General features: G+C 34.3%; 21 protein-coding genes. 3 read left to right on the forward strand and 18 right to left on the reverse strand.

All coding sequences use genetic code 11. The features are described 5' to 3' along the window. Positions 1–722 precede the first annotated feature (722 nt). The 8 genes from miaA to MR053_RS13750 are packed head-to-tail and all read right to left on the reverse strand — an operon-like array spanning position 723 to position 8,871. Complete coding sequence (gene miaA, locus MR053_RS13715) at positions 723–1,637, reverse strand: tRNA (adenosine(37)-N6)-dimethylallyltransferase MiaA (RefSeq protein WP_242132994.1); 915 nt, start codon at positions 1,635–1,637, stop codon at positions 723–725. Further along, positions 1,630–2,484, reverse strand: coding sequence for an ion transporter (locus tag MR053_RS13720; RefSeq protein WP_242132974.1), 855 nt, complete (start codon positions 2,482–2,484; stop codon positions 1,630–1,632). The genes miaA and MR053_RS13720 overlap by 8 nt, the downstream gene beginning before the upstream one ends. A 27-nt stretch (positions 2,485–2,511) precedes the next feature. Further along, positions 2,512–4,476, reverse strand: a complete 1,965-nt coding sequence (locus MR053_RS13725; protein ID WP_242132975.1) for a DUF3857 domain-containing protein — start codon at positions 4,474–4,476, stop codon at positions 2,512–2,514. 2 nt (positions 4,477–4,478) lie between these two features. Continuing rightward, entirely contained in the window at positions 4,479–5,840 is a 1,362-nt protein-coding gene (locus tag MR053_RS13730) for an exonuclease domain-containing protein (RefSeq protein ID WP_242132995.1), read from the reverse strand. A 24-nt stretch (positions 5,841–5,864) separates the two neighbouring features. Continuing rightward, positions 5,865–6,533: a YggS family pyridoxal phosphate-dependent enzyme gene (locus MR053_RS13735; protein ID WP_242132976.1), complete on the reverse strand. Its 669-nt coding sequence runs from the start codon at positions 6,531–6,533 to the stop codon at positions 5,865–5,867. A gap of 1 nt (position 6,534) precedes the next feature. After that, positions 6,535–6,996, reverse strand: a complete 462-nt coding sequence (locus MR053_RS13740) for a YcxB family protein (protein WP_242132977.1) — start codon at positions 6,994–6,996, stop codon at positions 6,535–6,537. 3 nt (positions 6,997–6,999) lie between these two features. Further along, positions 7,000–7,890 carry a 3-hydroxybutyryl-CoA dehydrogenase gene (locus MR053_RS13745; protein ID WP_242132978.1) on the reverse strand — a complete coding sequence of 297 codons (891 nt, stop codon included), beginning with the start codon at positions 7,888–7,890 and terminating at the stop codon, positions 7,000–7,002. Between the two features lie 18 nt (positions 7,891–7,908). Further along, entirely contained in the window at positions 7,909–8,871 is a 963-nt protein-coding gene (locus MR053_RS13750; RefSeq protein ID WP_242132979.1) for a Gfo/Idh/MocA family protein, read from the reverse strand. A gap of 129 nt (positions 8,872–9,000) precedes the next feature. Here MR053_RS13750 and MR053_RS13755 point away from each other — a divergent pair, with 129 nt between their 5' ends. Next, on the forward strand, positions 9,001–9,642 hold the full coding sequence (locus MR053_RS13755) for a protein-L-isoaspartate(D-aspartate) O-methyltransferase (protein ID WP_223548055.1): 642 nt from the start codon (positions 9,001–9,003) through the stop codon (positions 9,640–9,642). Here the strand turns inward: MR053_RS13755 and MR053_RS13760 are convergent. The 6 genes from MR053_RS13760 to smpB all read right to left on the reverse strand — a co-directional run bounded on the left by MR053_RS13760 (position 9,639) and on the right by smpB (position 14,293). Then, entirely contained in the window at positions 9,639–10,190 is a 552-nt protein-coding gene (locus MR053_RS13760; protein ID WP_242132980.1) for a DinB family protein, read from the reverse strand. The two genes, MR053_RS13755 and MR053_RS13760, sit on opposite strands and share 4 nt — an antisense overlap. Before the next feature lie 54 nt (positions 10,191–10,244). After that, the gene (locus MR053_RS13765) at positions 10,245–10,781 is read right to left on the reverse strand and encodes a Crp/Fnr family transcriptional regulator (protein ID WP_242132981.1); all 537 of its coding nucleotides are present in this window, start codon (positions 10,779–10,781) and stop codon (positions 10,245–10,247) included. 27 nt (positions 10,782–10,808) lie between these two features. Further along, positions 10,809–11,249 (reverse strand): YybH family protein, encoded by a 441-nt coding sequence (locus MR053_RS13770; RefSeq protein ID WP_242132982.1) that lies wholly within the window; start codon positions 11,247–11,249, stop codon positions 10,809–10,811. 98 nt (positions 11,250–11,347) lie between these two features. Continuing rightward, entirely contained in the window at positions 11,348–13,186 is a 1,839-nt protein-coding gene (locus tag MR053_RS13775) for a Xaa-Pro dipeptidyl-peptidase (RefSeq protein WP_242132983.1), read from the reverse strand. Between the two features lie 33 nt (positions 13,187–13,219). Next, on the reverse strand, positions 13,220–13,765 hold the full coding sequence (locus MR053_RS13780) for a hypothetical protein (RefSeq protein ID WP_242132984.1): 546 nt from the start codon (positions 13,763–13,765) through the stop codon (positions 13,220–13,222). 69 nt (positions 13,766–13,834) lie between these two features. After that, entirely contained in the window at positions 13,835–14,293 is a 459-nt protein-coding gene (gene smpB / locus MR053_RS13785; RefSeq protein ID WP_242132985.1) for an SsrA-binding protein SmpB, read from the reverse strand. Positions 14,294–14,527: 234 nt separating this feature from the next. On the opposite strand from smpB, the gene lpdA reads away from it, so the two are divergent. Next, a complete protein-coding gene (gene lpdA / locus MR053_RS13790) occupies positions 14,528–15,928 on the forward strand; it encodes a dihydrolipoyl dehydrogenase (protein WP_242132986.1) in 1,401 nt (466 codons plus the stop codon). Between the two features lie 268 nt (positions 15,929–16,196). Next, on the forward strand, positions 16,197–18,128 hold the full coding sequence (locus MR053_RS13795) for a T9SS type A sorting domain-containing protein (RefSeq protein ID WP_242132987.1): 1,932 nt from the start codon (positions 16,197–16,199) through the stop codon (positions 18,126–18,128). A gap of 199 nt (positions 18,129–18,327) precedes the next feature. Here MR053_RS13795 and thrC read toward each other — a convergent pair whose 3' ends face one another. The 4 genes from thrC to thrA all read right to left on the reverse strand — a co-directional run bounded on the left by thrC (position 18,328) and on the right by thrA (position 23,537). Then, positions 18,328–19,626: a threonine synthase gene (gene thrC, locus MR053_RS13800; RefSeq protein ID WP_242132988.1), complete on the reverse strand. Its 1,299-nt coding sequence runs from the start codon at positions 19,624–19,626 to the stop codon at positions 18,328–18,330. 72 nt (positions 19,627–19,698) lie between these two features. Further along, a complete protein-coding gene (locus tag MR053_RS13805; protein WP_242132989.1) occupies positions 19,699–20,055 on the reverse strand; it encodes a four helix bundle protein in 357 nt (118 codons plus the stop codon). Between the two features lie 44 nt (positions 20,056–20,099). Further along, the gene (locus tag MR053_RS13810; protein WP_242132996.1) at positions 20,100–21,020 is read right to left on the reverse strand and encodes a homoserine kinase; all 921 of its coding nucleotides are present in this window, start codon (positions 21,018–21,020) and stop codon (positions 20,100–20,102) included. Positions 21,021–21,092: 72 nt separating this feature from the next. After that, positions 21,093–23,537 (reverse strand): bifunctional aspartate kinase/homoserine dehydrogenase I, encoded by a 2,445-nt coding sequence (thrA, locus tag MR053_RS13815; RefSeq protein ID WP_242132990.1) that lies wholly within the window; start codon positions 23,535–23,537, stop codon positions 21,093–21,095. Between the last annotated feature and the right edge of the window lies 1 nt (position 23,538).

Consider the following 23,538-nt stretch of genomic DNA (forward strand, 5'->3'; position numbering starts at 1 on the left):
TAGAAATCAACTTATTTTATGCATTCAATTAATAAAATTATGCAGGAGTATCAATCTTCCAAAACTAAATGTCCTTCTGCTTGTAAATCCAATATTTTTGCAAAGAGAAATAGAATTTTTTGATTTGATCCACATGTAAAAGGGGTGTTTTTCTTTTATGGAAAATACCTTTAGAAAGATAGTTGATTAACTGTTTAGTATTGCCTTTACAGAATGATTATGGCATATTATTACCGCATTAATTTCAATAAAATCATGGGTTTGCATATACACCAATAGCAGCAATCAATTGATCTTCTTTATAAATCCCAAAGTATTGTACTTGTTGTTGTGTTTTTTGATTTAAAATATTCAGGATAGGCCAATTTTACGAGTTGGATGAGGTCGTTGTGATGTGTGTGGGTGAGTTCAATATTTTTCAGTAATATAATAATCAATTGAGGTATATATATTATTTGTAAACCTATATATTGCTTGGGAGCTTTAAAATTTATAGGCATTTTAGGTTTATCTCAAACAATAAAGAAATTCTTAGTTATACAGGCATGCTTTTGTATGGTATAGCAGGTATCTTGGTCATTGATAAAGTCACTAAAAGATGCATAATCTAAATGATAGAATTTCACATTATCATAATCAATAGCTTGATCCCATTGATGTTTGGTAAGTGAACACCAAATTGGATTGTTTAAAGGAGCCTTGTCGAGTAAATTAATAGGAAACTAATTTTCAGTATCAATTTTTTCTTTTATAGCATTTATGATAACATCAATAGGCGTTAAGTAGTCAAACCAAATAACATCTTCTCTTTTTCTAAACCAAGTAAGTTGTCGTTTAGCAAATCGACGCGAGTTCTTTTTTATTTCAGAAATTGCAAAATCCAACGTCCATTTGTTACTAAAATAATGAAACAATTCCTTATAGCCTACGGTATTCAAAGCATTTAACTGTTGGTATGGTAATAAAGCTCTGGCTTCATCGATTAATCCTTGTTCAACCATTAAACCCACCCGCTGATTGATACGATCATAAATTATGTCCCGTTCGGCTTTTAAACCAATAGTTATGATCTTAAAGTTACGTTTATTTTTTCCTTTGTTTAAAAAGGATGAATACGGCTTACCGGTACCAATGCAAATTTCTAAAGCTCTAATTACTCTATGTGGATTATCAACAGCAATGGTATTAAAGGCTTTTATGTCTAAGGTTTTTAATTGATTTTGTAAACTGGCTAGCCCTTTGTCTTGAAGTTGCTTGTTCAAGTTTTTACGAATCTTTTTATCTACATCTGGAAATTCATCCAATCCATTGGTAACAGCATCGACATATAGTCCAGAACCACCAACCATAATAACGACATCATGCTTTTTAAATAGCATATTTAAACAAGATATCGCATCTTTTTCAAAAGCACCAACACTATAATGGTCTTGTATGGATTTATGATGGATAAAATGATGCTTAGCCTGAGATAATTCATCTTGGGTTGGGGCAGCTGTACCAATTTGCATTTCTTTAAAAAATTGGCGAGAATCAGCCGAAATAATTTCAGTATTAAAATGTTTAGCCAATTTAATACTTAATGTTGTTTTACCGATGGCCGTTGGTCCAATTATGGAAATTAGGTGTTTAGTCATGATGCAATTTACAGCCACATTTAAAGCAGAATTCTGCATCATCACGGTGCGTTTCATTTAAACAATTTGAACAACATTGTGGGTTAAGCGGCAATGATGCGGTTGGTTCATTGGATTTTTGGGATTTACTTTGACTCGTGTATTCAGCCGAAACAATACCCGTTGGCACAGCAATAATGCCATAACCTAAAATCATAACCAACGATGCTATAAATTGTCCTAAAGGCGTTTGAGGCGCAATATCACCAAAACCTACTGTGGTTAAGGTAACAATACACCAATATACACTTTTTGGAATATTGGTAAATCCGTTAGCTTCACCTTCTATTAAATACATAATGGTTCCCAAAATAATAGCCACAATAAGTACGGCAAACAGAAATACCGAAATTTTTGCTCTACTAGCTTTTATGGCATTGACCAAAGTATTTGAAGCTCCTAAATAACGTGCCAGTTTTAAAATTCTAAATACCCGTAATAAGCGTAATGCCCTTAAAGCGGCTAAGGCATGTACACCACCAATAATTAAAGAAATGTATTTTGGGATGGTGGATAGAAAATCTATTATCCCATAAAAGCTAAAAATATACTTAAATGGGTTTTTAACAGTTATGATTCGGGCTATGTATTCAATACTAAACAGAATGGTAATGACCCATTCCGATATGTTTAAAAAGCCATGGAGCTTAGTGTCAATACTGTTAACACTTTCTAACATAACTAGTACAACACTGGCCAAAATGGTAATTAGAAGAACAATATCAAACAATTTTCCAGCAGGCGTATCTGCTTCATAAATAATTTCTTGAAGTTTTAATCGCCATCGGTTGATTGTAAATTTGCTCATATACTCAAAAGTAATAAAAAAGATAGATTATTTTTTCTTTAATAATATGAGTGTGTTTTTTTGAATGTCAACCACCTTATTCATAAACTCTTTCAAATAGGGATAATATTCGGGTGAAAACTCAGAAGATTTAAAATCAATTCTAAACAGTACATTTAAGATATTATTAGTAAGTTGGGTTGAAAAGCCTATTCTGCCAGTATTATTTGGCAGTGCTAGACTCGCATTTTCAGGTTGTTCAACAAGTTCATATTGATTACCTAAATCTAAACTTAGAAGAAAAAGATAACTGTCATTATAACCAAAATCAATAGGGTAGGTTCTTTCTTGTAATTTAAAAGGATTTTCCTTAAAAAATTTAATAAAAAAAGGATTTAGATATATATTGTCTCCAGTACCAGCATCGAGATATTCAATATCGTAACTTTTAGAAAAATCATAGCTGGTTATATCTTCAGTATCAACTTTAAAGTTATAGATTTCAGCATTTGAAAAACTATCTTGTAAGTTATTTAAATGAGATTCACTATTGGAAAAGTAATTTTTCTTTTCGTTTAAGGCATGATAGCCCGTAGTTTTACTTTTAATGCTACCAGTTATAGTATTATCATTATTTATGGTCAAATCCATATTAAGGTATACGGCAGAAGGCCTTTTAGGTTTTATATCTATCCATTCACTTCCATTTTTAAAATCCATTAAGCGGCCATAGCTATTTAAACACCTAAAAGGGACTTCACCAAAGCTTAAAAAGTCATCTGTAGCATCCAGCAAATAGGATTTGGAGTCTATGGTTATTTGAACAATTAAATAATTAAAATCTGAAATAACAGGAAATATTTTTGTGGGAAAGCCATTGTCCCTTGTAGAAATTAAAACAGGATGAACATCAATACCAGCTTCTTTTAATAGATTGTGTAGTAAGATATTTATAGAAGACACATTGCCAGTTTTATCTTTAATTAAGTCTTTAACTGATACATCTTCAAAAATTCTATACTTTCCGTTCCATGTAAAATTTTGCTGGACAAATTTGTAGATTTTATCAGCTTTTTTAAGTAAGTCAGTTTCATTAATAAGGTTGGAATCAAAAAAATCCTCTAGGTTTATTGACTTAGATAGTTGTCTACCTATGTCTTTATCTGTTCTAAATTCCCTGTCAGCTGTTTCCCATGTTTTGGTATAATTATATTCCTGGCCTTCAAAGTTTTTAAAGGTCATTAATTCATATTCAATTCTGGCCAAGTAATTAGATTTATGTGTCATATAATCCTCTTCAATGAAAGCAGGGATATCTTTCATGGCATAATGACTAACACCACAATCTGAATACGCACCACGACTACCCTCCAAACATCTTTTTTTAATCTCGGAAGTGTTAATATCCAATTTTTTATGTCCTACCAATTTAATATTATAGGTCCAGTTGGCTGGAATACTGGTTTTATAATCGCTATACAGTTTTGGAATATCACTTTGAAACTCCCAGCCTTTATATTTAAACATAAAAGGTGAAGTTAAGGTGTAGCTATAAGTAATAACAGACCCTTCCTTAACGTTAGGCAAGGTAAATTTAACCAAGGTATAATTGTCATTGTATTTCTCTTCAAAAATATGCTCTTCTTCTAGAGTACTTTTAGTGACATCATTTCCTTCTTTATTGTATGTGGTTGCTAAAATATTCTTTACCTGTTCAAAGTTGGTATTGTCTTTTTTGTAAAGATTAATAGTTATATTGGCTTTGCTAGCACCTTCCTTTTTAAGAATTTTTATTTTATGTTTAACTTGAGTTATAAGTTTGTAATTGTTGGGGTCAACATGACTATTACCTTCTTCATAAATAACTAGGGCAGTTGCTGTAGAGTCTTTTTCATAAAAGGTAGATTCTATGTCTCCAAGGGTAACACGATAAGATTCTGAATTATAGTTTGACTGACAAAAACTGGTAATACAAGAAAAGACAAGAAGGATAAGGATTGGTTTTTTGTACATTTTTAGAAAATAAGTTTTTTTATTCTATTGTTCTTTCGTAAATAACTTTGAATAATATGCTGGGTGTCCCTATTATTTCGCATAGGGGTAATTATGGATTCCAGTACCTCAATGTTATTAATTTGATAATTTAGGTTAAAAAAACCCAAGCCTTGAAATATACCATTTTTAATGAGTATGGCACTGCGTTCGTCGACATCACGACCCTTGTCAATAATTACCATATTTTTGTTGGCGTAACTATTTTTGTCAATCAATAGTTCAATGCGTTTGTTGTATAGTTCTGGAGTTTCTTTTTGAATACAGGCACCATTACACATTTTTATATCATAATTAAAGCAGCTTGTTTTGGTTTTGTATAGTCCTGTTAACTTTTGACAAAGGTTGTAATCTTCAATAGCTTTGGTAATAAAACTCTTTCCACTTTGACGGGTGCTAAACGTTGTGATAGGGTTTTTTCTACCATCGGCTACATCAATTTTAAGATTTATATAATTATTGTCATCCTTAAAACTGTATAAAGCATGGGTGAAAATAGTTCGCCTTAACGCACGGTTAAAAATAGGCTTATTACGCTTTATTTCTTCACTTTCCTTTAACAGTGCTACTAATTCACTGCCAGTGGCCTCATAGGTTACCGCAGACACCAATTGCTGTATTTTCTTCGATTTATGATTGGTACTCGTAAAATGCTGATTAATACGTCGTTTTATATTTTTGCTTTTACCTATATATATAATTTCTCCATCCGATTTATGAATATAATAAACGCCTGTTATAGATGGTAACTCCTCAATGATATCAATATGCTTAGGCTCAAGTTGATATTTTGGGTCTAGTCTTATGGCATTTTGTATTATGGTTTTTGAGGAATCCTTGTCAATTAACATTTTGAAAAGCTTTACCGTAGCTTGCGCATCACCTGTAGCACGATGTCGGTCAGCTACTGGAATTCCAAGCGATCGTACTAGTTTTCCAAGACTGTAGGAGGTTTGTCCAGGAATTAACTGTTTGGCCAATTCTACTGTACATAGCGTTCTGCGTTCGTACTCAAACCCCAAACGCCTAAATTCTGTACACAAAATACGGTAATCAAATTGCGCATTGTGGGCTACTAATATGCAATCGGTTGTGATTTCAACTATACGTTTAGCAATTTCATAAAATTTTGGTGCATTGCGTAGCATACTACTATTAATACCCGTAAGGTTAACCACAAAAGGCTGTATCTCACGTTCTGGGTTTATAAGGCTAATAAATTGGTCGACAATGGTATGGCCATCGTATTTGTAAATGGCTATTTCGGTAATACCTTCTTCATTGTACTTACCACCCGTGGTTTCTATGTCTAAAATCGCGTAGATTCGTTAATTATTGATTACTATTTGTTAAGGGGAATTACGTTCTCCAAAAATACTACTTCCTACCCGAACCATTGTACTACCACAGTCAATGGCTAAGGTATAATCGCCACTCATGCCCATACTAATGGTTTGAGGTTTAAAATTAAAAGTTTCAATTTGTTTTAAGCTATCAAAAGTGTTTTTTAACAAGGTAAATTCTTGTTTTACCTGATGCATGTCCTCAGTGAACGTTGCCATACCCATAAGTCCAACTATTTTTATGTTTTTTAAAGAAGAAAATGGTTCACTTTGAATGAGTTCCAAGGCTTCTTTTGGTTCCATTCCAAATTTTGAATCTTCTTCGGCTATTTTAATTTGAAGCAAACAATCGATTACCCTATCGTATTTTTGGGCCTGTTTATTAATTTCTTTTAATAATTTAAAATTATCCACGCCATGGATTAAGCTTACAAACGAGGCCATGTATTTCACTTTATTGCGTTGCACGTGTCCAATCATGTGCCACTCAATATCTTTGGGCAATTGCTCATACTTTTCAACCATATCCTGGATTTTGTTTTCTCCAAAAATAATCTGGCCAGCATGATAAGCTTCCATGATATCACTGATGGGTTTCGTTTTTGAAACCGCTACAAGGGTAACATGGTCTGGTAAAGTGGATTGTATATGCTTTAAGTTTTTTGGTATACTCATTTTACATTTTGTCTCCTATTACATTGGAAAATGACTCTAGATCTTCATTTGAATTAAAAATATGTTTGGGAATATAAATAAACTGTGCCTTGGAAATATATAACAACCAATAATCGGATTTGGAAATTATTTTTTTAATGATTTTAGGATTTAACTTACTTTCGCTATCCTCTCTTTTAAAATATAAAAAACTATCGTCAAAGGATAAGTTCATTTCTTTAAAAATAGGATTGTGCCCCTTGGAGTTTGTCCAAAAATAGAGATAAACAAAAACACTAATAGGGTATATTAGCAAAAAAATAGCAAGGAAATCGGTAAGTTTATCTTGTCCAAATGCTTGTAGATGGAATAGCCCTAGAAAAAACATTATGATGTAAAGCCACCAATACGCCTTTAAGCGCTTGAGAAGAATAATTTTGGTGTAAATCCCTTTTGTAAGTGAATACGGTTTGGTCTGCGTCATTAATTATTTTAAAAATTGTTTGGCAACGGTCTCTGCTTTTTTACTGTTGGAGTAATCGTAAAATCCTTCACCTGATTTTATTCCTAATTTCCCTGCCCGAACCATATTGATCAACAATGGACATGGCGCATATTTTGAATTCTTAAAACCATCGTACATCACATTTAAAATAGACAGGCAAACATCTAAACCAATAAAATCAGCTAGCTGTAAAGGACCCATAGGGTGCGCCATACCCAATTTCATAACGGTATCGATTTCTTCAACACCAGCTACACCATTATACAGGGTTTCAATGGATTCATTAATCATTGGCATTAAAATTCGATTGGCTACAAATCCCGGATAATCGTTAACCTCAACTGGAATTTTACCAATGGTCTTAGACAATTCAATAATGGTTTCCATTACTTCATTGCTAGTATTATAGCCCCTAATAATTTCAACCAATTTCATAATAGGTACTGGGTTCATGAAATGCATACCAATCACCATTTCGGGTCTTGAGGTCATTGATGCAATTTGAGTAATGGAAATAGAGGAGGTGTTCGTTGCTAAAATGGTATCCTCAGGACAAGCTTCGTTAAGCTGCTTAAAAATATTAAGTTTTAAATCTACATTTTCGGTAGCGGCTTCAACAACTAAACTAGCATATTCAACACCTTCTGTTAAATCTGTAAAGGTGGAAATGTTGCTTAACGTTTCAGTTTTATCGGCTTCAGTGATTTTGTCTTTAATGACCATTCTATCCAAATTCTTGGTAATGGTTTCGATTCCCCTTTTTAAAGCGGCTTCATTAAGGTCTATAAGTTGTACCTTAAATCCGTTTTGAGCAAAAGTATGGGCTATACCATTGCCCATAGTACCTGCACCTATAACTGCAACGTTTTTCATTTCTTTTTTTATTTGTAGCTACTTAAAACAATCTATTATTTGTGTGGCAACCCGTAAAGCTTCTGTACCATCATGAAGGGTTACAATTGGGGTGGTATTGTTATAAATAGCATCAGCAAAGGTTTCTAATTCTTCTAAGATGGAGTTTGTTTCAGCTATTTTAGGATTGTCGAAATAGATTTGTTTTTTAACACCTTCTGCATTTTGTAAAATCATATCAAAATCTCCAGGGTGTTCTGGAGCATCCTTCATTTTTACCACTTCACATTGTTTGGTTAAAAAATCTACCGAGATATAAGCGTCCTTTTGAAAGAAGCGTGCCTTGCGCATTTTTTTTAGTGAAATTCTACTGGCCGTTAAGTTGGCCACACATCCATTTTCAAATTCAATCCTTGCATTGGCAATATCTGGTGTGTCACTAATTACAGTAACACCGCTAGCTGAAATATGCTTCACTTTAGATTTTACAATGCTTAAAATAATATCGATATCATGAATCATTAAATCCAATACAACAGGTACATCTGTTCCCCTAGGGTTAAACTCAGCCAAACGGTGGGTCTCAATAAACATAGGTGATTTAATATCATTTTTTACCGCTACAAATGCAGGGTTAAAACGTTCTACATGACCTACCTGTCCACGAAGGTTGTGTTTGGCTAAAAGTTCTCTGATGTGTTCTGCTTCTTCAACAGTATTTGTAATGGGTTTTTCAATAAAAATATGCTTGCCTTTAGCAATAGCTTGTTTGGCACAATCATAATGTGATAAGGTTGGAGTTACAATGTCCACCATATCTACAGCATTGATAAGGGCATCTATAGAATTAAAGAATTTATACCCAAATTCCTGTTCTACACGCTTTCCGTTGTCCTCGTCGGCATCATAAAAGCCTACCAGATTATATTTTTCTGATTGTTTGAGAAGTCTTAAATGAATTTTCCCAAGGTGACCAGCACCAAGTACACCTGCGTTTAGCATAATTGTTACGTTTTCAACAAAAGTACATGAATTTTTTTATTCAAGTTTTGTGAAAAATAAAATCCTTATGATTTATTTCCAGCTTTAAAATGTTTACTTAATTTTATACAGTTAAACCACATCAAAATATTGAAAGATACTTTTAAACACAAGGGATTACGACAACAACTAGTTAATGTTGTGAAAGGCAAAGGGATAACAGATGAAAAGGTATTAAAGGCTATTGGCAACATACCGCGACATTTATTTATGGACTCTGGATTTTTGGACCATGCCTATCAAGACAAAGCGTTTCCAATTGCGGCCGATCAAACCATTTCGCAACCTTTTACGGTGGCATTTCAAACGGAATTATTACAGATAAAACCAAACGATAAAATTTTGGAGATTGGTACAGGAAGTGGTTATCAAACAGCAGTATTATGTGAATTGGGCGCCCGAGTGTATAGTATAGAACGTCAAAATGAGCTGTTTAAAAAAACCAGCAAGTTTTTACCTAAACTAGGGTATAGGGCCAAAAAACTTATTTTTGGTGATGGCTATATTGGTCTTGAGGAAGAAGCCCCTTTTGATGGTATAATTGTAACCGCAGGAGCTCCTTTTGTACCCAAACCTTTGTTATCGCAATTAAAAATAGGAGGTAGGTTGGTTATCCCCGTGGGCGATGATGTGCAAACCATGACTCTTTTTATTAGAAAGGGCCCTAAGAAGTTCGAACAGCATGACTATGGCGAGTTTAGGTTTGTGCCGCTATTGGAGGATAAGAATTAGTGTTGCTTAATAAGTGTATTTTCAGCCTGTAACAGATGCCTTATATTGTGGTTAATAACCACCCTAAAAGTGTCTCCTAATTTTAGGGTTACTAATTTGCCCAGTGTAGTGGGCGTCTTTACTTTGTTTAGATTAACTGTTTTAGCTTTTTCTAACAGATTTAACATTTTTTCCTGTTGTTTTAAAAAACGATCTATAGTGCTTTTATTAAGTTTGCTTCCATTTGGGTTTTTACTTTTAAACGTTTTCATTCTGTTTAATTTTTCTTTGGGCAACATACCTTTTGCAAAGTAATCCCCTAAAAACCCTGGCTCAAAATAGGTCTGTTGTTTAGTTTGACTTTGATTAATAACCTTTTCAATTTCAGGGAGGTAAAAATCACCATAAAGATTTAGGTGTTCTAGGCATTCTAAAACACTCCAGGTGTTTTCGTCAGCCTTCCAGTTGAGTTTTTCTAGTTTGATTTTGTTCAGGTTTTCAGCTTGAACTGTATTCTGTTTTGTTGAATCAATTAATTCTGAAAGGAGCATATCTGCTTTTATCTTCATAATTTATGTTTTTGCAAAGGTTGAAAATTAAGCAGATTAAAAAATTGATTGAAGTTAAGATTTTTTAATTCTTGAGAACGTTTCTGGGGTCATTCTTAAATAAGAAGCAATATATTTATTGGGGACCTCTTGAAATAATTGCGGACTTCTTTTTAAAACACGATTATAACGTTCAACAGGTGACTGTGTTAAAATATCACGTTCCCGTTCCATTTGTTGAAGGACAAATTGTTGGAGTATAAGTTGCCAGATTTTTGTGTTTTCAGAAGAAGAAGCAATAAAGTCCATAAATTTGGTTTTATCCAAAACTTTAACGGTAGCTTGTTTTAACGCTTGAATATAAAAATCTGTAGGCTTTTCGTTTAAAAAAGAATCCAGTGCGGCAATTAAATTATTTTTGTAGCCAAATCTGATGGTGTGTTCTTCATGTGCTTCAATAACAAAAACCCTAAAACTTCCTTTAATAACCCAATATAAGTTGGTATCGATAGTTCCCCTTTTGGTTAAAAAGTCATTTCGGTTCAACATTATAGTGCTATCCCATAAATTTTCAGCATTTAGGGAATCTATAAGTTGTGTGATAGGATTCATTGGTTTTAGATTGACTTCTCTATATATTTAGTCCCAAACAAATTTCCAAGAACCATCAGGTTGTTTTTTCCAAACAGTATGGAAAATGCCAGTTGAAGTAATATCCTTACCTGTGGAATCTTGATAGGTGTATGTGTATTTGCCATATGTATAGCCTAAATCGCCAGAGGAAGAGACGTCAACAAAGCTTGGTTTCCAGTTCAATCCTTTTGAAGTTGCATTTTTCATATAATCACTTATAGCTTGCTTCCCGTTTATAATACTATCATTTCTTAAGAGCACTCCATTGTCTGCAACATAGGCTAAAAAAGCTTTATTCATGCCTTCCTTTTGAGCCATTACCGCAAAATTATGCTCAGTTTCAAGAATTTCATTTTTCCATTTTTCTATATGGTTAGATTTTTTCGTTAAACTATTTTCACAAGCCACTAAAACTATTGCTGTTAATATTACATAAAATGTTTTCATCTGTTTATATTTTATTTTTTTTAAATGGTCAGATGTAATTCACCAATAATCATTTTGGTTGGTATCAACTTCTTGTTATGGCTCATTTCATATTATTTTTAATCTATAAAGATTGCGTCTTTGAATGCTTCACTACCACCAACTATAGGTAAGATTAAGCTTGTTCCATCCAGATCTATAGCTAGTTTCGTGCCTGGTTTTGGGTGTAGCGTAAAATCTTTATCACTGGAAAAAATCATTAATCCTATTTGTTGCCCTGCTTTAATAACTTGGTCATCTGGCTGAAGATTGAAAGTTATCTCATAGAATTTACCTAATTCTAAAGGCTCACCATTAGTCATGGATTTATTATTTTGAGGATCTGCCCAACCTCGGGTGATAATATTATCTGTAATTTTTACTTTTCTCCCTTCATTCCAAGGCAATGAAACCAACCAAACAGATAAGTTTGCAGCGGGCTTACTACTAGCGAGTTTAACAGTGATTTTTGGTACACCAGAAATGTGTATATCCTTAGAAAGTTTTGGGGTTACATATAATAATCTATGGCTAGTAATTTCAGCTTTTGCCAAAGCTTCACCATTAAATGAAAAATTATCTATAAGGGTTTCAGTGTTTTGGTTTGGAATTTTTGTGGTGGTTAATCCACCTACTTCGGGAGCTGCTGAGGTTAAGTACAACGTTATATCTTCGGCATCAGGGTTAGGGAAGTCTTTGTAAGGTGTAGGATTTTCCATTTTATCATCTTCACGAACGATCCAAGCCTTGTTGGATTCATTTTCAATTCCATTATCTATACCATGCAAATAGTGTGTAAACCACTTGTTCATCATACTCACAGGAGGAGGACCACCATGTCCCAATTGATGATAATAAATACTGGTCTCCAGTCCCATTTCTTTAGCTTTTTTATAAATACGGTAACTATGTTCTGGCATCACATTCCAATCGTTGAAACCATGAGACATCAATAAAGCGGCTTTCATTGGTTTCATGTCATTTAGATAATCACGTCCCGCCCAAAAGTCATTATAGTCTCCTGTTATACGATCCATACCGTTCTTCATTTCAGTATCCCGTATTTTAGTATTATTATGGGCTCTTTTAGATTCATCACCACTATGAATGTAATCATATAGCACATCAATATCTTCACCAAGATAACCCCCGGGCGAACGTACAAGTCCGTTTGAGCGATAGTAATGATAGTAGGAGGTGTTAGGTGCTACTGGGATAATAACTTCTAGCCCTTCAACACCAGTTGTAGCAGCGGCTAAGGGTATGGTGCCATTATAAGAGGTCCCCGTCATACCTACTTTACCTGTACTCCAATATGCTTTTACTTCTTCATTTCCATAGGGCTCGGTATAACCTTTAGCTCTGCCATTTAACCAATCGATTACTGCTTTAGGTGCCAATGATTCATTGTCGCCACCAACAGTTGGTGCCCCTTGGGATAAACCAGTACCGGGTGATGAGGAATGTACAACAATATAACTTCTTGGGACCCAAGTGGCAATTTGTGAGTTCGATATAATCGGGCGATTTCCTTTACGTACCACTTCTGGATGTACACGTTCTTTGCCTATTTCACCTAATTCATGCTTTACGTCCCAAAATAAGCCTTCAACATCTGGTGCAACTCCAGCATAGTAAGGGCTGGACTCATAAATAACAGGTAGTTTTAATCCTTCTGTATCAGTTTGGTAAGGTCGGGTCACATCAACATGCATTCGATCCAATTTACCATCACCATCAGTATCAAAAGTAGTTTCTACAAACAAATCATGTCTGATCCATTTTTTAGGGGTATTAAAATCTTCAACAACTTGTGCTTCCCCTTCTTTAAAAACGGGTACTGCCTTTTCTTGTGCAATTACTGATATAGAGATTAACGTAAAAAGGGCTAGTATATTTAGCTTTAAAATAAATGTCATTATTATTTAGAGTTTTAACCAGAGGTGTAAACCTTAAGGTAAATATTTTCTTGGAATAGGGTTGTGTCTTGTTTCGTTAGTCCAATAGATATTGATAATCCACCAGCGTTTACCATCGTTAAACAGTTGTATGCTATTAATCCCTCTCATAAAGGGATCTTCGTCGGTTTTACTATGATAAGATTCGTAAGTGCTAAAGACATGGGCAATATTGCCAAAAACCTCAATTTTTCTATGAATTTCCTTTTCCAAAAAACCATGTTCAACCAACCATTTTCCGGAAGTTTTTATATAATCTTGTGGAGCCATAAAATGTGTTTTGTAATCTCCAGATTCGTCTTCACCAGCTAAGATTAACTTGGCATTGGGGGCAAATAAATGCTTAAACTGTTTCCAGTTTCGTTCTTCTCCTTTTTCACCCGAAATTACTGAATAAAGTGTTTTAATAGTATTGTTGATACTTAACACAGATGTAGTATCTATAACAAACTCATTAGGTTTTTCTGTAAGTTTTTCTTGAGCATTACTTATAAAAAATGCTAGGTTAAATATACATATTGTGGTAAATAATTTATTCATATTATAATGGTTTTAATATTGGAAAAATAAGTAATATCGAAAAATACAACCGTTAACAAATCCATAAAATTATTTATAGATCTTTTTTATTCTATCTAGGTTTCGTTTATTATCCCTGTCCTTAATAGTTTCACGTTTATCGTATAGTTTTTTTCCTTTAGCCAATGCAATTTCCAGTTTGGCATAGCCTTTTTCATTAATAAATAATCTTAAGGGAATAATGGTAAGTCCAGAGTTCTGCACTTCCTTATTCAATTTTTTTAGTTCTCTTTTATTGAGTAATAACTTCCTAATAGCCTTAGGCTTATGGTTGTAGTGGGTACCATAAAGATATTCCTCAATCGTCATATTAACCACAAATAGTTCCCCACGATCATTAAATTCACAAAAACTTTCAGTAATAGACGCCTTACTATTTCTAATGGATTTTATTTCAGTTCCAGTCAACACAATTCCAGCTGTATATTTATCCAATATCTCATATTGAAATCGAGCTTTTTTGTTTTGTATGTTAATGTTTTTTTGCATGGCACACAAAACTAAACAAATTTTATGTTTTTAAACTGAAATATTATTTCATTGTGAAGCAAAGCTTTATGGTTACATACTAGGATTGAATCATACTATTTTTAATGTTTTCACGTTAAACCAATGCGAATTTTGAATGGTTTTTTTGCGTTTTTTTAAGTATGGTTTTACTTGCCTTCCCATAAAACATTTGTATTTTTGGCAATCTATTTAATATAATTTTAAAAGTCTAATATGAACTCATACGACGTAGCAGTTATAGGCTCAGGGCCTGGGGGATATGTTGCAGCCATTCGCTGTGCCCAACTAGGCATGAAAACAGCAATAATTGAAAAATATGCAACACTAGGTGGTACCTGTTTAAATGTGGGCTGTATACCAAGTAAAGCCCTTTTAGATTCATCGCATCATTTTGAAGATGCTGTAAAACATTTTGATGACCATGGTATTGAAATCCCTGGTGATATTAAAGTGAATTTAGAAAAAATGATAGCCCGTAAGCAAGCCGTTGTAGATCAAACTACAGGTGGGATTGACTTTTTGATGAAGAAAAATAAAATTGATGTTTATCAAGGGCTAGGAAGCTTTAAAGATACCACGCATATAACCATTTCAGGTAATGAACCTATCGAAATTGAAGCTAAAAACACAATCATAGCTACAGGAAGTAAACCATCAAGTTTACCTTTTATCAGTATAGATAAGGAACGTATCATCACATCAACCGAGGCATTAAAGCTTAAGGAAATACCTAAACATTTAATTGTTATTGGTGGTGGTGTAATTGGTTTGGAATTGGGACAAGTATACAGGCGTTTGGGTGCTGAAGTAACCGTGGTTGAATATATGGATAGGATTATTCCAACCATGGATGGCGGTTTGTCCAAAGAGCTTAACAAGGTATTAAAGAAAGCTAAATTTAAAATCAATGCTTCCCATAAGGTAAAATCTGTAGAAAGGAAAGGAGATGAGGTAATTGTGAAGGCCGATAACAAGAAAGGTGAAGAAGTTGAGTTTAAAGGAGATTACTGTTTAGTATCTGTTGGTCGTCGTCCATATACCGATGGGCTAAATACAGAAGCTGCTGGAGTTAAGTTGAATGATAGAGGCCAGATAGAAGTGAATGACCACTTACAAACTTCGGCATCTAATATTTACGCTATTGGCGATGTTGTTAAAGGTGCCATGTTAGCTCATAAGGCAGAAGAAGAAGGTGTTTTTGTAGCCGAAACCTTGGCAGGACAAAAACCGCATATCGATTATAACCTTATTCCTGGTGTGGTATATACCTGGCCAGAAGTAGCTGCGGTTGGAAAATCGGAAGAACAACTTAAAGAAGCGGGTGTAGATTATAAAGTGGGTCAGTTCCCTATGCGTGCTTTAGGAAGAAGTCGGGCGAGTATGGATATTGATGGCTTTGTTAAGATTTTAGCAGATAAAACTACCGATGAAATATTAGGGGTGCATATGATAGGTGCTCGTGCCGCCGATATGATTGCGGAAGCTGTTGTTGCTATGGAATATAGAGCTAGTGCAGAGGATATTTCCAGAATGTCACATGCACACCCTACCTTTACCGAGGCGATTAAGGAAGCAGCTTTGGCAGCTACCGAGGATAGGGCGTTGCATATATAAAAGATATTAATATAACTAGTTCATTGGTAAATGGACAATAGATAAAATAACTATGCATAAAAAAGCGAATCGTATTGAGGTTCGCTTTTTTTAATTGAGTTAATTGGAAATAATTGCATAACTTCTTAATTTTTACTATTTTAGAACTTCTATTGTTAGAACTATTTTAATCTGTTTATTAGCTGTCTCCAAAAATAGTCTTTGAACTTCGTATTTTATAGAAGTCTTTTTGTTGTGGTATTAATTAATTTTTTTAAACTACAATCAAATGAAGACAGGATTATTTTACTTTGCACTTGCCCTTTTTGTTTCCTTGCCTGCTTTTTCACAAACCACTAATGTCCCAGATGATAAATTTGAAGAATATTTAGAAACCCATAATGCTAACGGAGATGTTGTAACTTTAGGTCATGCAACAAGTATGGGAGATGGTGATTTAACGAACAATAGTGTTCCTACTTCTAAAATAAATACAGTTACAGAATTACGTATTAATGGATGGGGTATTTATGATTTAGAGGGAATTCAGGACTTCACAGCATTGCAAATATTGGATTGCAATTTAAATCCAATTGATACCATGAAATTACCAAGCAGCAATAATTTGTTGGAGCTGTATTGTCATAATATGGATTTAACAAGTTTAGATGTATCGTCACTTACTAATTTAACAACACTTAATTGTCGATTTAATGATATTACCGCATTGAGCCTTGTATCTAATTCTAAATTGGTTAATCTGGATTGTTGGGGCAATCCTTTGGGAAGTTTGACCGTAGACAATCTCGTAGATTTGGAAGTATTGAATTGTCAAGATACCGATTTAGTAACCTTGGATCTTTCGTCTAACGATAAATTAAGAATATTATCATGTGGTTTTAACGATTTTACAAGTTTAACACTAACAAATAATATAGCCTTAACCCATGTTTATTGTTATGCTAATTTTAGTATGACTACCTTAAATCTGCCCGATACAGATACTTTATTACGGTTAGAATGTTATAGCTGCAATATTGGTAGTTTAGATGTTACACCATACACCAACTTAACCTATTTAACCTGTCAGCAAAATGCACTTACTATCTTGGATACCTCTATGAATACAAGCTTGGAATATTTGGATTGTGGAGAAAATGATATAAGCGATTTGTCTTTACCAGATACCAATACACTCTATAGGATTATTTGTGATAATAACGAATTAACTTCATTGGATATTAGTAATAATGATGGGTTAGAGGATTTATTTTGTTACTATAATAATTTGGAAACATTAAATTGTAATAGTAACCCTATTTTAAAGCGATTACAGTGTTATAATAATGAACTTACGTCAATAACTTTTAATAACCCCTTGCTATGGCAGCTGTGGTGTGGACAGAATATGTTGAGCGGATTAAATGTTTCATCTTTAACTGCATTATATGATTTTTATTGTCAGAACAACCAAATTACCAGTATCGATTTATCTAATAATGGTGCTTTACTTTGGTTGGGGATGTGGAATAACCAACTTACAGATTTAAACTTAACCAACAATATGGTTTTGGAATATGCTGAGCCCGGAAACAATCCAAACCTTACAAACCTTTACCTACCTAATACCTTAACGTTAACATCATTATGGGCCTATGGTACAAACCTATCAAATTTGGATTTTACCCAAAATACCAATCTTGAATATCTTGATTTGGGTATTGCTAAATTTACCGAGATTGATGTAAGTATGTTGCCCGATCTTCTTGAATTCTATGCCAATGGAAATGACCTATTGGAATCTTTAAATTTAAAAAACAACAATAATAGCATTTTGGAGTATATGTGGGCACATAATACCCCAAATTTAAGCTGTATTCAAGTCGATGATGTTGTCGATGCCAATAGTAGGGACACAGTAGACTTTTGGAGGAAAGATGAGGGTGTTGATTACTATTCTGAAGACTGTACCCTATCCAATCAAGAAGTAGATTTATTACGTATAACGCTCTACCCTAATCCAACCCAATACAGCATTACATTGGAACTATTTTCAGATACAACCTATAACTTGATAAATGTTTATGGTCAAGTAGTTCAAAAGGGCAATTTCATAGCGGGAGAGAACCAATTGAATCTATCCTTACTTTCAAAAGGAATTTACCTTTTAAGCTTAAATTCAATTGAAGGAAGTACAACTCGAAAAATAATCAAAAACTAATTAAACAATAGCTGTAAATATAAAAGTATTATTCAGCATTTAATCAAAGTTTTAATTTGGTTTATAATGAAACAAGTACAACAATCGAAATAAAAAGAGGTGAAACCCTAACATTTAACCCTTAGTTTAATAATATGTCATGTCATTGCGAAAAATTGATTGCTATCAATTTTGTGGCAATCTCAACATAGTAATCTTGTTAATTGTTTTTAAGTAAAAATTCCTTCAAATCTTCATAAGTGTTAATTTTTAACGCTACTTTTTCTTTATTCATAACGGCCTGTATTTGTTCTGGCAGGGGCTGTTCTTCTTTAATAACTTCTTTAACAACATCTAAAAACTTGGTAGGATGAGCTGTTTCCAAAAAAACACAGTGTGCCTTCGGGTTTTGCGCCAAATAGGCTTTACAGCCCAGATAACCAACAGCACCATGAGGGTCTGCTACATAATTATAGTGGTTGTAAATTTCTAACATAGCTGCTTTAGTTTCTTTATCTGTAAAACTATATGAACAAAGATTTTCTTTTAGCGTTTCAAATGTGTTTTTATAGATTTCTTCGATACGGATAAAATTACTTGGTGCGCCAACGTCCATTGCATTGCTAATGGTCTGTACGGAAGGCTTTGGTTCGTATAACTGTGATATTAAATAGCGTGTCACTACGTTATTGGCATTGTTGGAGGCTATAAAGTGCTTGATAGGCAAGCCAAGCTGTTGTGCCATCATACCAGCACAAATATTACCAAAATTACCGCTAGGTACAGAAAACACAATCTCCTTATACTTTTTATGTAGTTGCTTGTAAGCAAAAATAAAGTAGAATAATTGCGGCAACCATCTGGCAACATTAATTGAATTAGCCGAAGTCAACTGCATTTTACTGGTTAGCCTGTCGTCTAAAAAAGCAGTTTTTACCATGGCCTGGCAGTCATCGAACGTACCATTAACCTCTAAAGCCTTTATATTTTGTCCAAGTGTTGTTAACTGCTTTTCCTGAATGTCACTAACCTTACCACTTGGGTAGAGTATTACTACATTAACCCCTTTAACCCCCAAAAAACCATTGGCCACGGCACCACCTGTATCGCCTGATGTGGCAACCAAAACGGTGACTTCTTGGTTGTTATTTTGATTGAAATATCCTAAACAGCGTGCCATAAAGCGTGCACCAACATCTTTAAAAGCCATAGTAGGCCCATGAAAGAGTTCTAGTGTTGATATATTATCGTTTAGGGTTACTACAGGAAAATCAAATGACAGGGTTTCATCAACGATGCGTTTGAGTTCTTTTTCTGGAATTTCCGGAGAAATAAACTGTTTAATAGTTTCAAAAGCGATATCACTATGCGATAGATTGTCCAGATTTTCAAAAAATGAATTCGGTAGAGGGGTTATACTTTCTGGAAAATACAAGCCCTTATCTGGAGCTAATCCCTTAATGACTGCATTTTTAAACGTTGAATTTGGGGCTTTTTTATTTAAACTGTAGTAATTCATTGTTGTTCTATTTGACGGAAGACCACAGACGGGAGACCGAAGATTGTATTGTTTATTTAAAATGTATTGGAATTATTTTACGTTCTTTCTGAATGCAATAAGCATGTTCATAAGCTGATAAGCTTCTTCATATAATTGATTGAACTTAGGTTTAGTTATATAATTTCTTTTTTCTGATTTATAGAGACAAGTCACAACTTCAGCAAGAGATCGGATAGCATATCCTAGAAATTTTTTTTGCTCAAGATTGGTTTGGCCTATTGAGCCTTCAGAGATATTCAAGGCAATAGAATCAGCAGCTCGTCTTATTTGAGAGGATAAATTGAACTTTTCTTTTTCGGGGAAACTATTGGCAAACCCATCTATAGTTTCTCCAAAATCCATGGCACGTTGCCAAATTATAAGTTTTTCAAATTTAAATTTATCCATGAATCGTTGTTTTTCTATGCATCTTCCGTCTTCCGTCTTCAACCTTAAATTACCTTAACTCCTTGCTTGTTTATTTTCGATACATGCATGTCAAAATCGATTCCAGTATCTGCGTAAGTATCACTTATACTTTTGGATACTTGCTTAGCAGTTTCAAAACCTTCACATAATGAAAAAATGGAAGGGCCGGAGCCCGCAATCCCAGAGCCTAGAGCACCAGCCTGTAAAGCAACTTTTTTTACTTTACTGTAATGGGGTATAAGTTGGCTCCTGTGAGGTTCAACCACAGCATCATGCAAAGAATCTTTAATCAATTGATAATTGGACGTATGAAGGGCATGGACTAAACTTCCAAAATTGCTCCATTGTGTTATGGCATCACTCAGTGGAATAGCTTTAGGCAGTATGGCTCTGGCTTCAGAGGTTTTTATTTCAATTTGCGGATGGATAATTACCACATACAGGTCATTTGGTGATGGAATTTCCAATATATGTAACGGCGAAACGCTTTTTACCAAGGTAAAGCCCCCAAACATGGCAGGAGCCAGATTATCGGCATGTTCACATTTACTGGCCAAGGCTTCTCCTTTTATGGCAAATTCTGTTAGTTGCGTTTTGTTGAACGGCCTATTTAAAAGTTCGTTCATCCCAAAAACGCTCCCCACAGCACTTGCCGCACTACTGCCAATACCGCTTCCGGGTTTAATGTTTTTAAAGATTTCAATGTCAAATCCAAAGTCTAAATCTAAAGCATTGTACATGGCTAATGCCGAAACACCGGCAACATTCAACTCAGTTTTATAGGGTAAATCAAAACCTTCGATATGGGTAATACGAATTCCCTTTTTATCAACTTTTCTAATAACCATTTCATCTCCCACACCATCTAGACAAAACCCCATAACATCGAATCCACAGGAGACATTGGCAACAGTTGCAGGTGAAAATATTCTTATTTCGTTCATTTTTTCAATTAAATAGTTCTCGGTTGCACTAGAGCAAAAATGAGAACTTTCTTTATGTAATATCATGTTTTATTAATTATTCCCAACCCTAATGATATCGGCAAACAATCCAGAAGCTGTTACATCAGCACCAGCACCAGCGCCTTTAATAATCATTGGTTGTTCTGGATATCTTTGGGTGTAGAACATCACGATATTATCCTTACCTTCTAAATTATAAAAGGGATGTCCTTCTGGGATTTCCTGTAAGCCTACACTAGCTTTACCATTATTAAATTGTGCCACATACTTTAACTGACAGTTTTTTGCTTTAGCGGAAGCATATAGGTTTTGATAATGCACTTCATCAGTAATCAGAGATTGAAAGAAGTCATCAACCGTGTCGCTTTTTATTCCAGCTTCAGACAGGAATGATTCGTTGCTGATGTCCTCTAAATTCATTTCCACACCACTTTCCCTAGCCAGAATCAATATCTTTCGAGCTACATCCACACCACTTAAATCAATTCTTGGGTCGGGTTCGGTATAGCCCTCTTCTTGTGCTTGTTTTACAACATCGTGGAATTTTGTGTTGTCATTAAAATTATTGAACACAAAATTTAAGCTACCCGAAAGTACAGCCTGTATGGATGTGATTTTATCGCCCGAGGCGACTAAGTTATTCAATGTATCTATTACAGGCAAGCCGGCACCCACATTGGTTTCAAATAAAAATGGGGCATTGTATTTTAGCGATAAACGCTTCAATAATTTATAGTTGTCCAAGTCGCTGGAGCAAGCAATTTTGTTACACGCTACAACACCAATGCTTTCCCTTAAATAGTTAGCATAAAGATTGGCTACATCACTATTGGCGGTCACATCAACAAAGATACTATTGCGAAGGTTTAAGTCTTTCACCTGTTGAAAGAAACCAGAGAGAGTAGCTTGTTCACCATTGAAAAGTTGATTTTTCCAATCGTTTAAATCGATACCATCTTCATTAAACACCATTTTTCTGGAGTTGGATAAACCAATAACCCTAAGGTTAATTTTTAGGTTTTCCTTTAAAAAGATCTTTTGTTGTTTTATTTGTTCTACCAAGCGTTCCCCTACATTGCCAACTCCAGTAATAAATACGTTAAGCTGTTTGGTTTTAGCCTCAAAAAATTGCTCATGTAGCGTGTTTAAGGCTTTTTTAACGTCTTTATATGCAATCACAGCAGAGATGTTTTTTTCTGAAGCACCCTGAGCAATGGCTCTAATGTTGATGTTGTTCTTGCCCAAAGAACTAAACATTTTGCCACTAATACCTTGGTGGTTTTTCATATTATCACCTACAAGGGCAATGATAGACAATCCGGTTTCAACAACTATAGGATCTATTTTGTGTAAAGCGATTTCGTTTTCAAAAGTTTTGTCAACAGCAGTTTTTGCCCGTTCAGCATCGTTGGTATCAATTCCAATACAAATGGAATGCTCAGACGATGCTTGGGTAATCAATATCACATTGACTTTCTCCTGTGCCAAGGTTTCAAATAAACGCTTTGAAAAGCCAGGAATACCAATCATACCACTGCCTTCCAACGTTAATAAAGCGATATTACCTATGTTGCTAATACCTTTTACGGTGGTATTGTTGTTTATATTTTGATTGGAAATTATAGTTCCTGAATCGTTTGGAGCATTGGTGTTTTTAATATGTATAGGAATATTTAAATCCAAAACAGGTTGTACTGTGGGTGGATATAACACTTTAGCACCAAAATGCGACAGTTCCATTGCTTCTTGGTAGGATATATTCTTAATGGGGTAGGCTTGTTTCACCATTTTTGGGTTGGTGGTATACATGCCACTTACATCGGTCCAAATCTCTAATTGTTCAACTTTTAGGGCCGCAGCAACAATGGCTGCAGTAAAATCGGAGCCACCACGGCCAAGTGTGGTAATTTCACCCGTATCCGATTTTGAAATAAACCCGGGAAGAATAGTGATTTGTTGATTTGCCGATTTAAAATAACCTTGAATGTTTGAGTAAGTCAAGTTGTAATTAACTTCGGCTTTTGTGAAATTGGAATTTGTTACGATTAACTGTTGTGAATTTTTGCGTTCAGCCGATAAACCTCTATTTTTCATGGTCTCGGCTATGATGAATGATGACAGTAATTCACCAAAGCTAACAAGCTTATCTGACGTTTTTGGTGATAATTCGTTTATTAAATAGATGCCATCCAGAAGGTTTTTTAAGGCATTTAATTTTTCATCTAAATAGCTTAAAATAGTATCAGATTGACTCGTATTTAATTCCTTAATAATGTCAATGTGAATATCTTTTACAGAATTAAAGGTATTAACAAAAGACTTGTCTTTATTTTTAGCTTGGTTACCTGCTAATAATAGTTTATCAGTGATACCACCAACAGCTGAGACGATACAGGCAACCTTGCTGCTTTTTGAATAGGTTTCTAATATATTGATAACGTTATTTATATTGTTTGATGAACCTACAGATGTTCCTCCGAATTTTAAAACTTTCATG

This window comes from Aestuariivivens marinum (genome assembly GCF_022662175.1).
Classification (GTDB): Bacteria; Bacteroidota; Bacteroidia; order Flavobacteriales; family Flavobacteriaceae; genus Aestuariivivens; species Aestuariivivens marinum.

What these genes read in the sequence shown, in the direction of transcription:
- miaA (WP_242132994.1), bottom strand. Translation starts at nt 1,637, where the DNA reads ATGACTAAACACCTAATTTCCATAATTGGACCAACGGCCATCGGTAAA.
- MR053_RS13720 (WP_242132974.1), bottom strand. Translation starts at nt 2,484, where the DNA reads ATGAGCAAATTTACAATCAACCGATGGCGATTAAAACTTCAAGAAATT.
- MR053_RS13725 (WP_242132975.1), bottom strand. Translation starts at nt 4,476, where the DNA reads ATGTACAAAAAACCAATCCTTATCCTTCTTGTCTTTTCTTGTATTACC.
- MR053_RS13735 (WP_242132976.1), bottom strand. Translation starts at nt 6,533, where the DNA reads ATGAGTATACCAAAAAACTTAAAGCATATACAATCCACTTTACCAGAC.
- MR053_RS13740 (WP_242132977.1), bottom strand. Translation starts at nt 6,996, where the DNA reads ATGACGCAGACCAAACCGTATTCACTTACAAAAGGGATTTACACCAAA.
- MR053_RS13745 (WP_242132978.1), bottom strand. Translation starts at nt 7,890, where the DNA reads ATGAAAAACGTTGCAGTTATAGGTGCAGGTACTATGGGCAATGGTATA.
- MR053_RS13750 (WP_242132979.1), bottom strand. Translation starts at nt 8,871, where the DNA reads ATGCTAAACGCAGGTGTACTTGGTGCTGGTCACCTTGGGAAAATTCAT.
- MR053_RS13760 (WP_242132980.1), bottom strand. Translation starts at nt 10,190, where the DNA reads ATGAAGATAAAAGCAGATATGCTCCTTTCAGAATTAATTGATTCAACA.
- MR053_RS13765 (WP_242132981.1), bottom strand. Translation starts at nt 10,781, where the DNA reads ATGAATCCTATCACACAACTTATAGATTCCCTAAATGCTGAAAATTTA.
- MR053_RS13770 (WP_242132982.1), bottom strand. Translation starts at nt 11,249, where the DNA reads ATGAAAACATTTTATGTAATATTAACAGCAATAGTTTTAGTGGCTTGT.
- MR053_RS13775 (WP_242132983.1), bottom strand. Translation starts at nt 13,186, where the DNA reads ATGACATTTATTTTAAAGCTAAATATACTAGCCCTTTTTACGTTAATC.
- MR053_RS13780 (WP_242132984.1), bottom strand. Translation starts at nt 13,765, where the DNA reads ATGAATAAATTATTTACCACAATATGTATATTTAACCTAGCATTTTTT.
- smpB (WP_242132985.1), bottom strand. Translation starts at nt 14,293, where the DNA reads ATGCAAAAAAACATTAACATACAAAACAAAAAAGCTCGATTTCAATAT.
- lpdA (WP_242132986.1), top strand. Translation starts at nt 14,528, where the DNA reads ATGAACTCATACGACGTAGCAGTTATAGGCTCAGGGCCTGGGGGATAT.
- MR053_RS13795 (WP_242132987.1), top strand. Translation starts at nt 16,197, where the DNA reads ATGAAGACAGGATTATTTTACTTTGCACTTGCCCTTTTTGTTTCCTTG.
- thrC (WP_242132988.1), bottom strand. Translation starts at nt 19,626, where the DNA reads ATGAATTACTACAGTTTAAATAAAAAAGCCCCAAATTCAACGTTTAAA.
- MR053_RS13805 (WP_242132989.1), bottom strand. Translation starts at nt 20,055, where the DNA reads ATGGATAAATTTAAATTTGAAAAACTTATAATTTGGCAACGTGCCATG.
- MR053_RS13810 (WP_242132996.1), bottom strand. Translation starts at nt 21,020, where the DNA reads ATGAACGAAATAAGAATATTTTCACCTGCAACTGTTGCCAATGTCTCC.
- thrA (WP_242132990.1), bottom strand. Translation starts at nt 23,537, where the DNA reads ATGAAAGTTTTAAAATTCGGAGGAACATCTGTAGGTTCATCAAACAAT.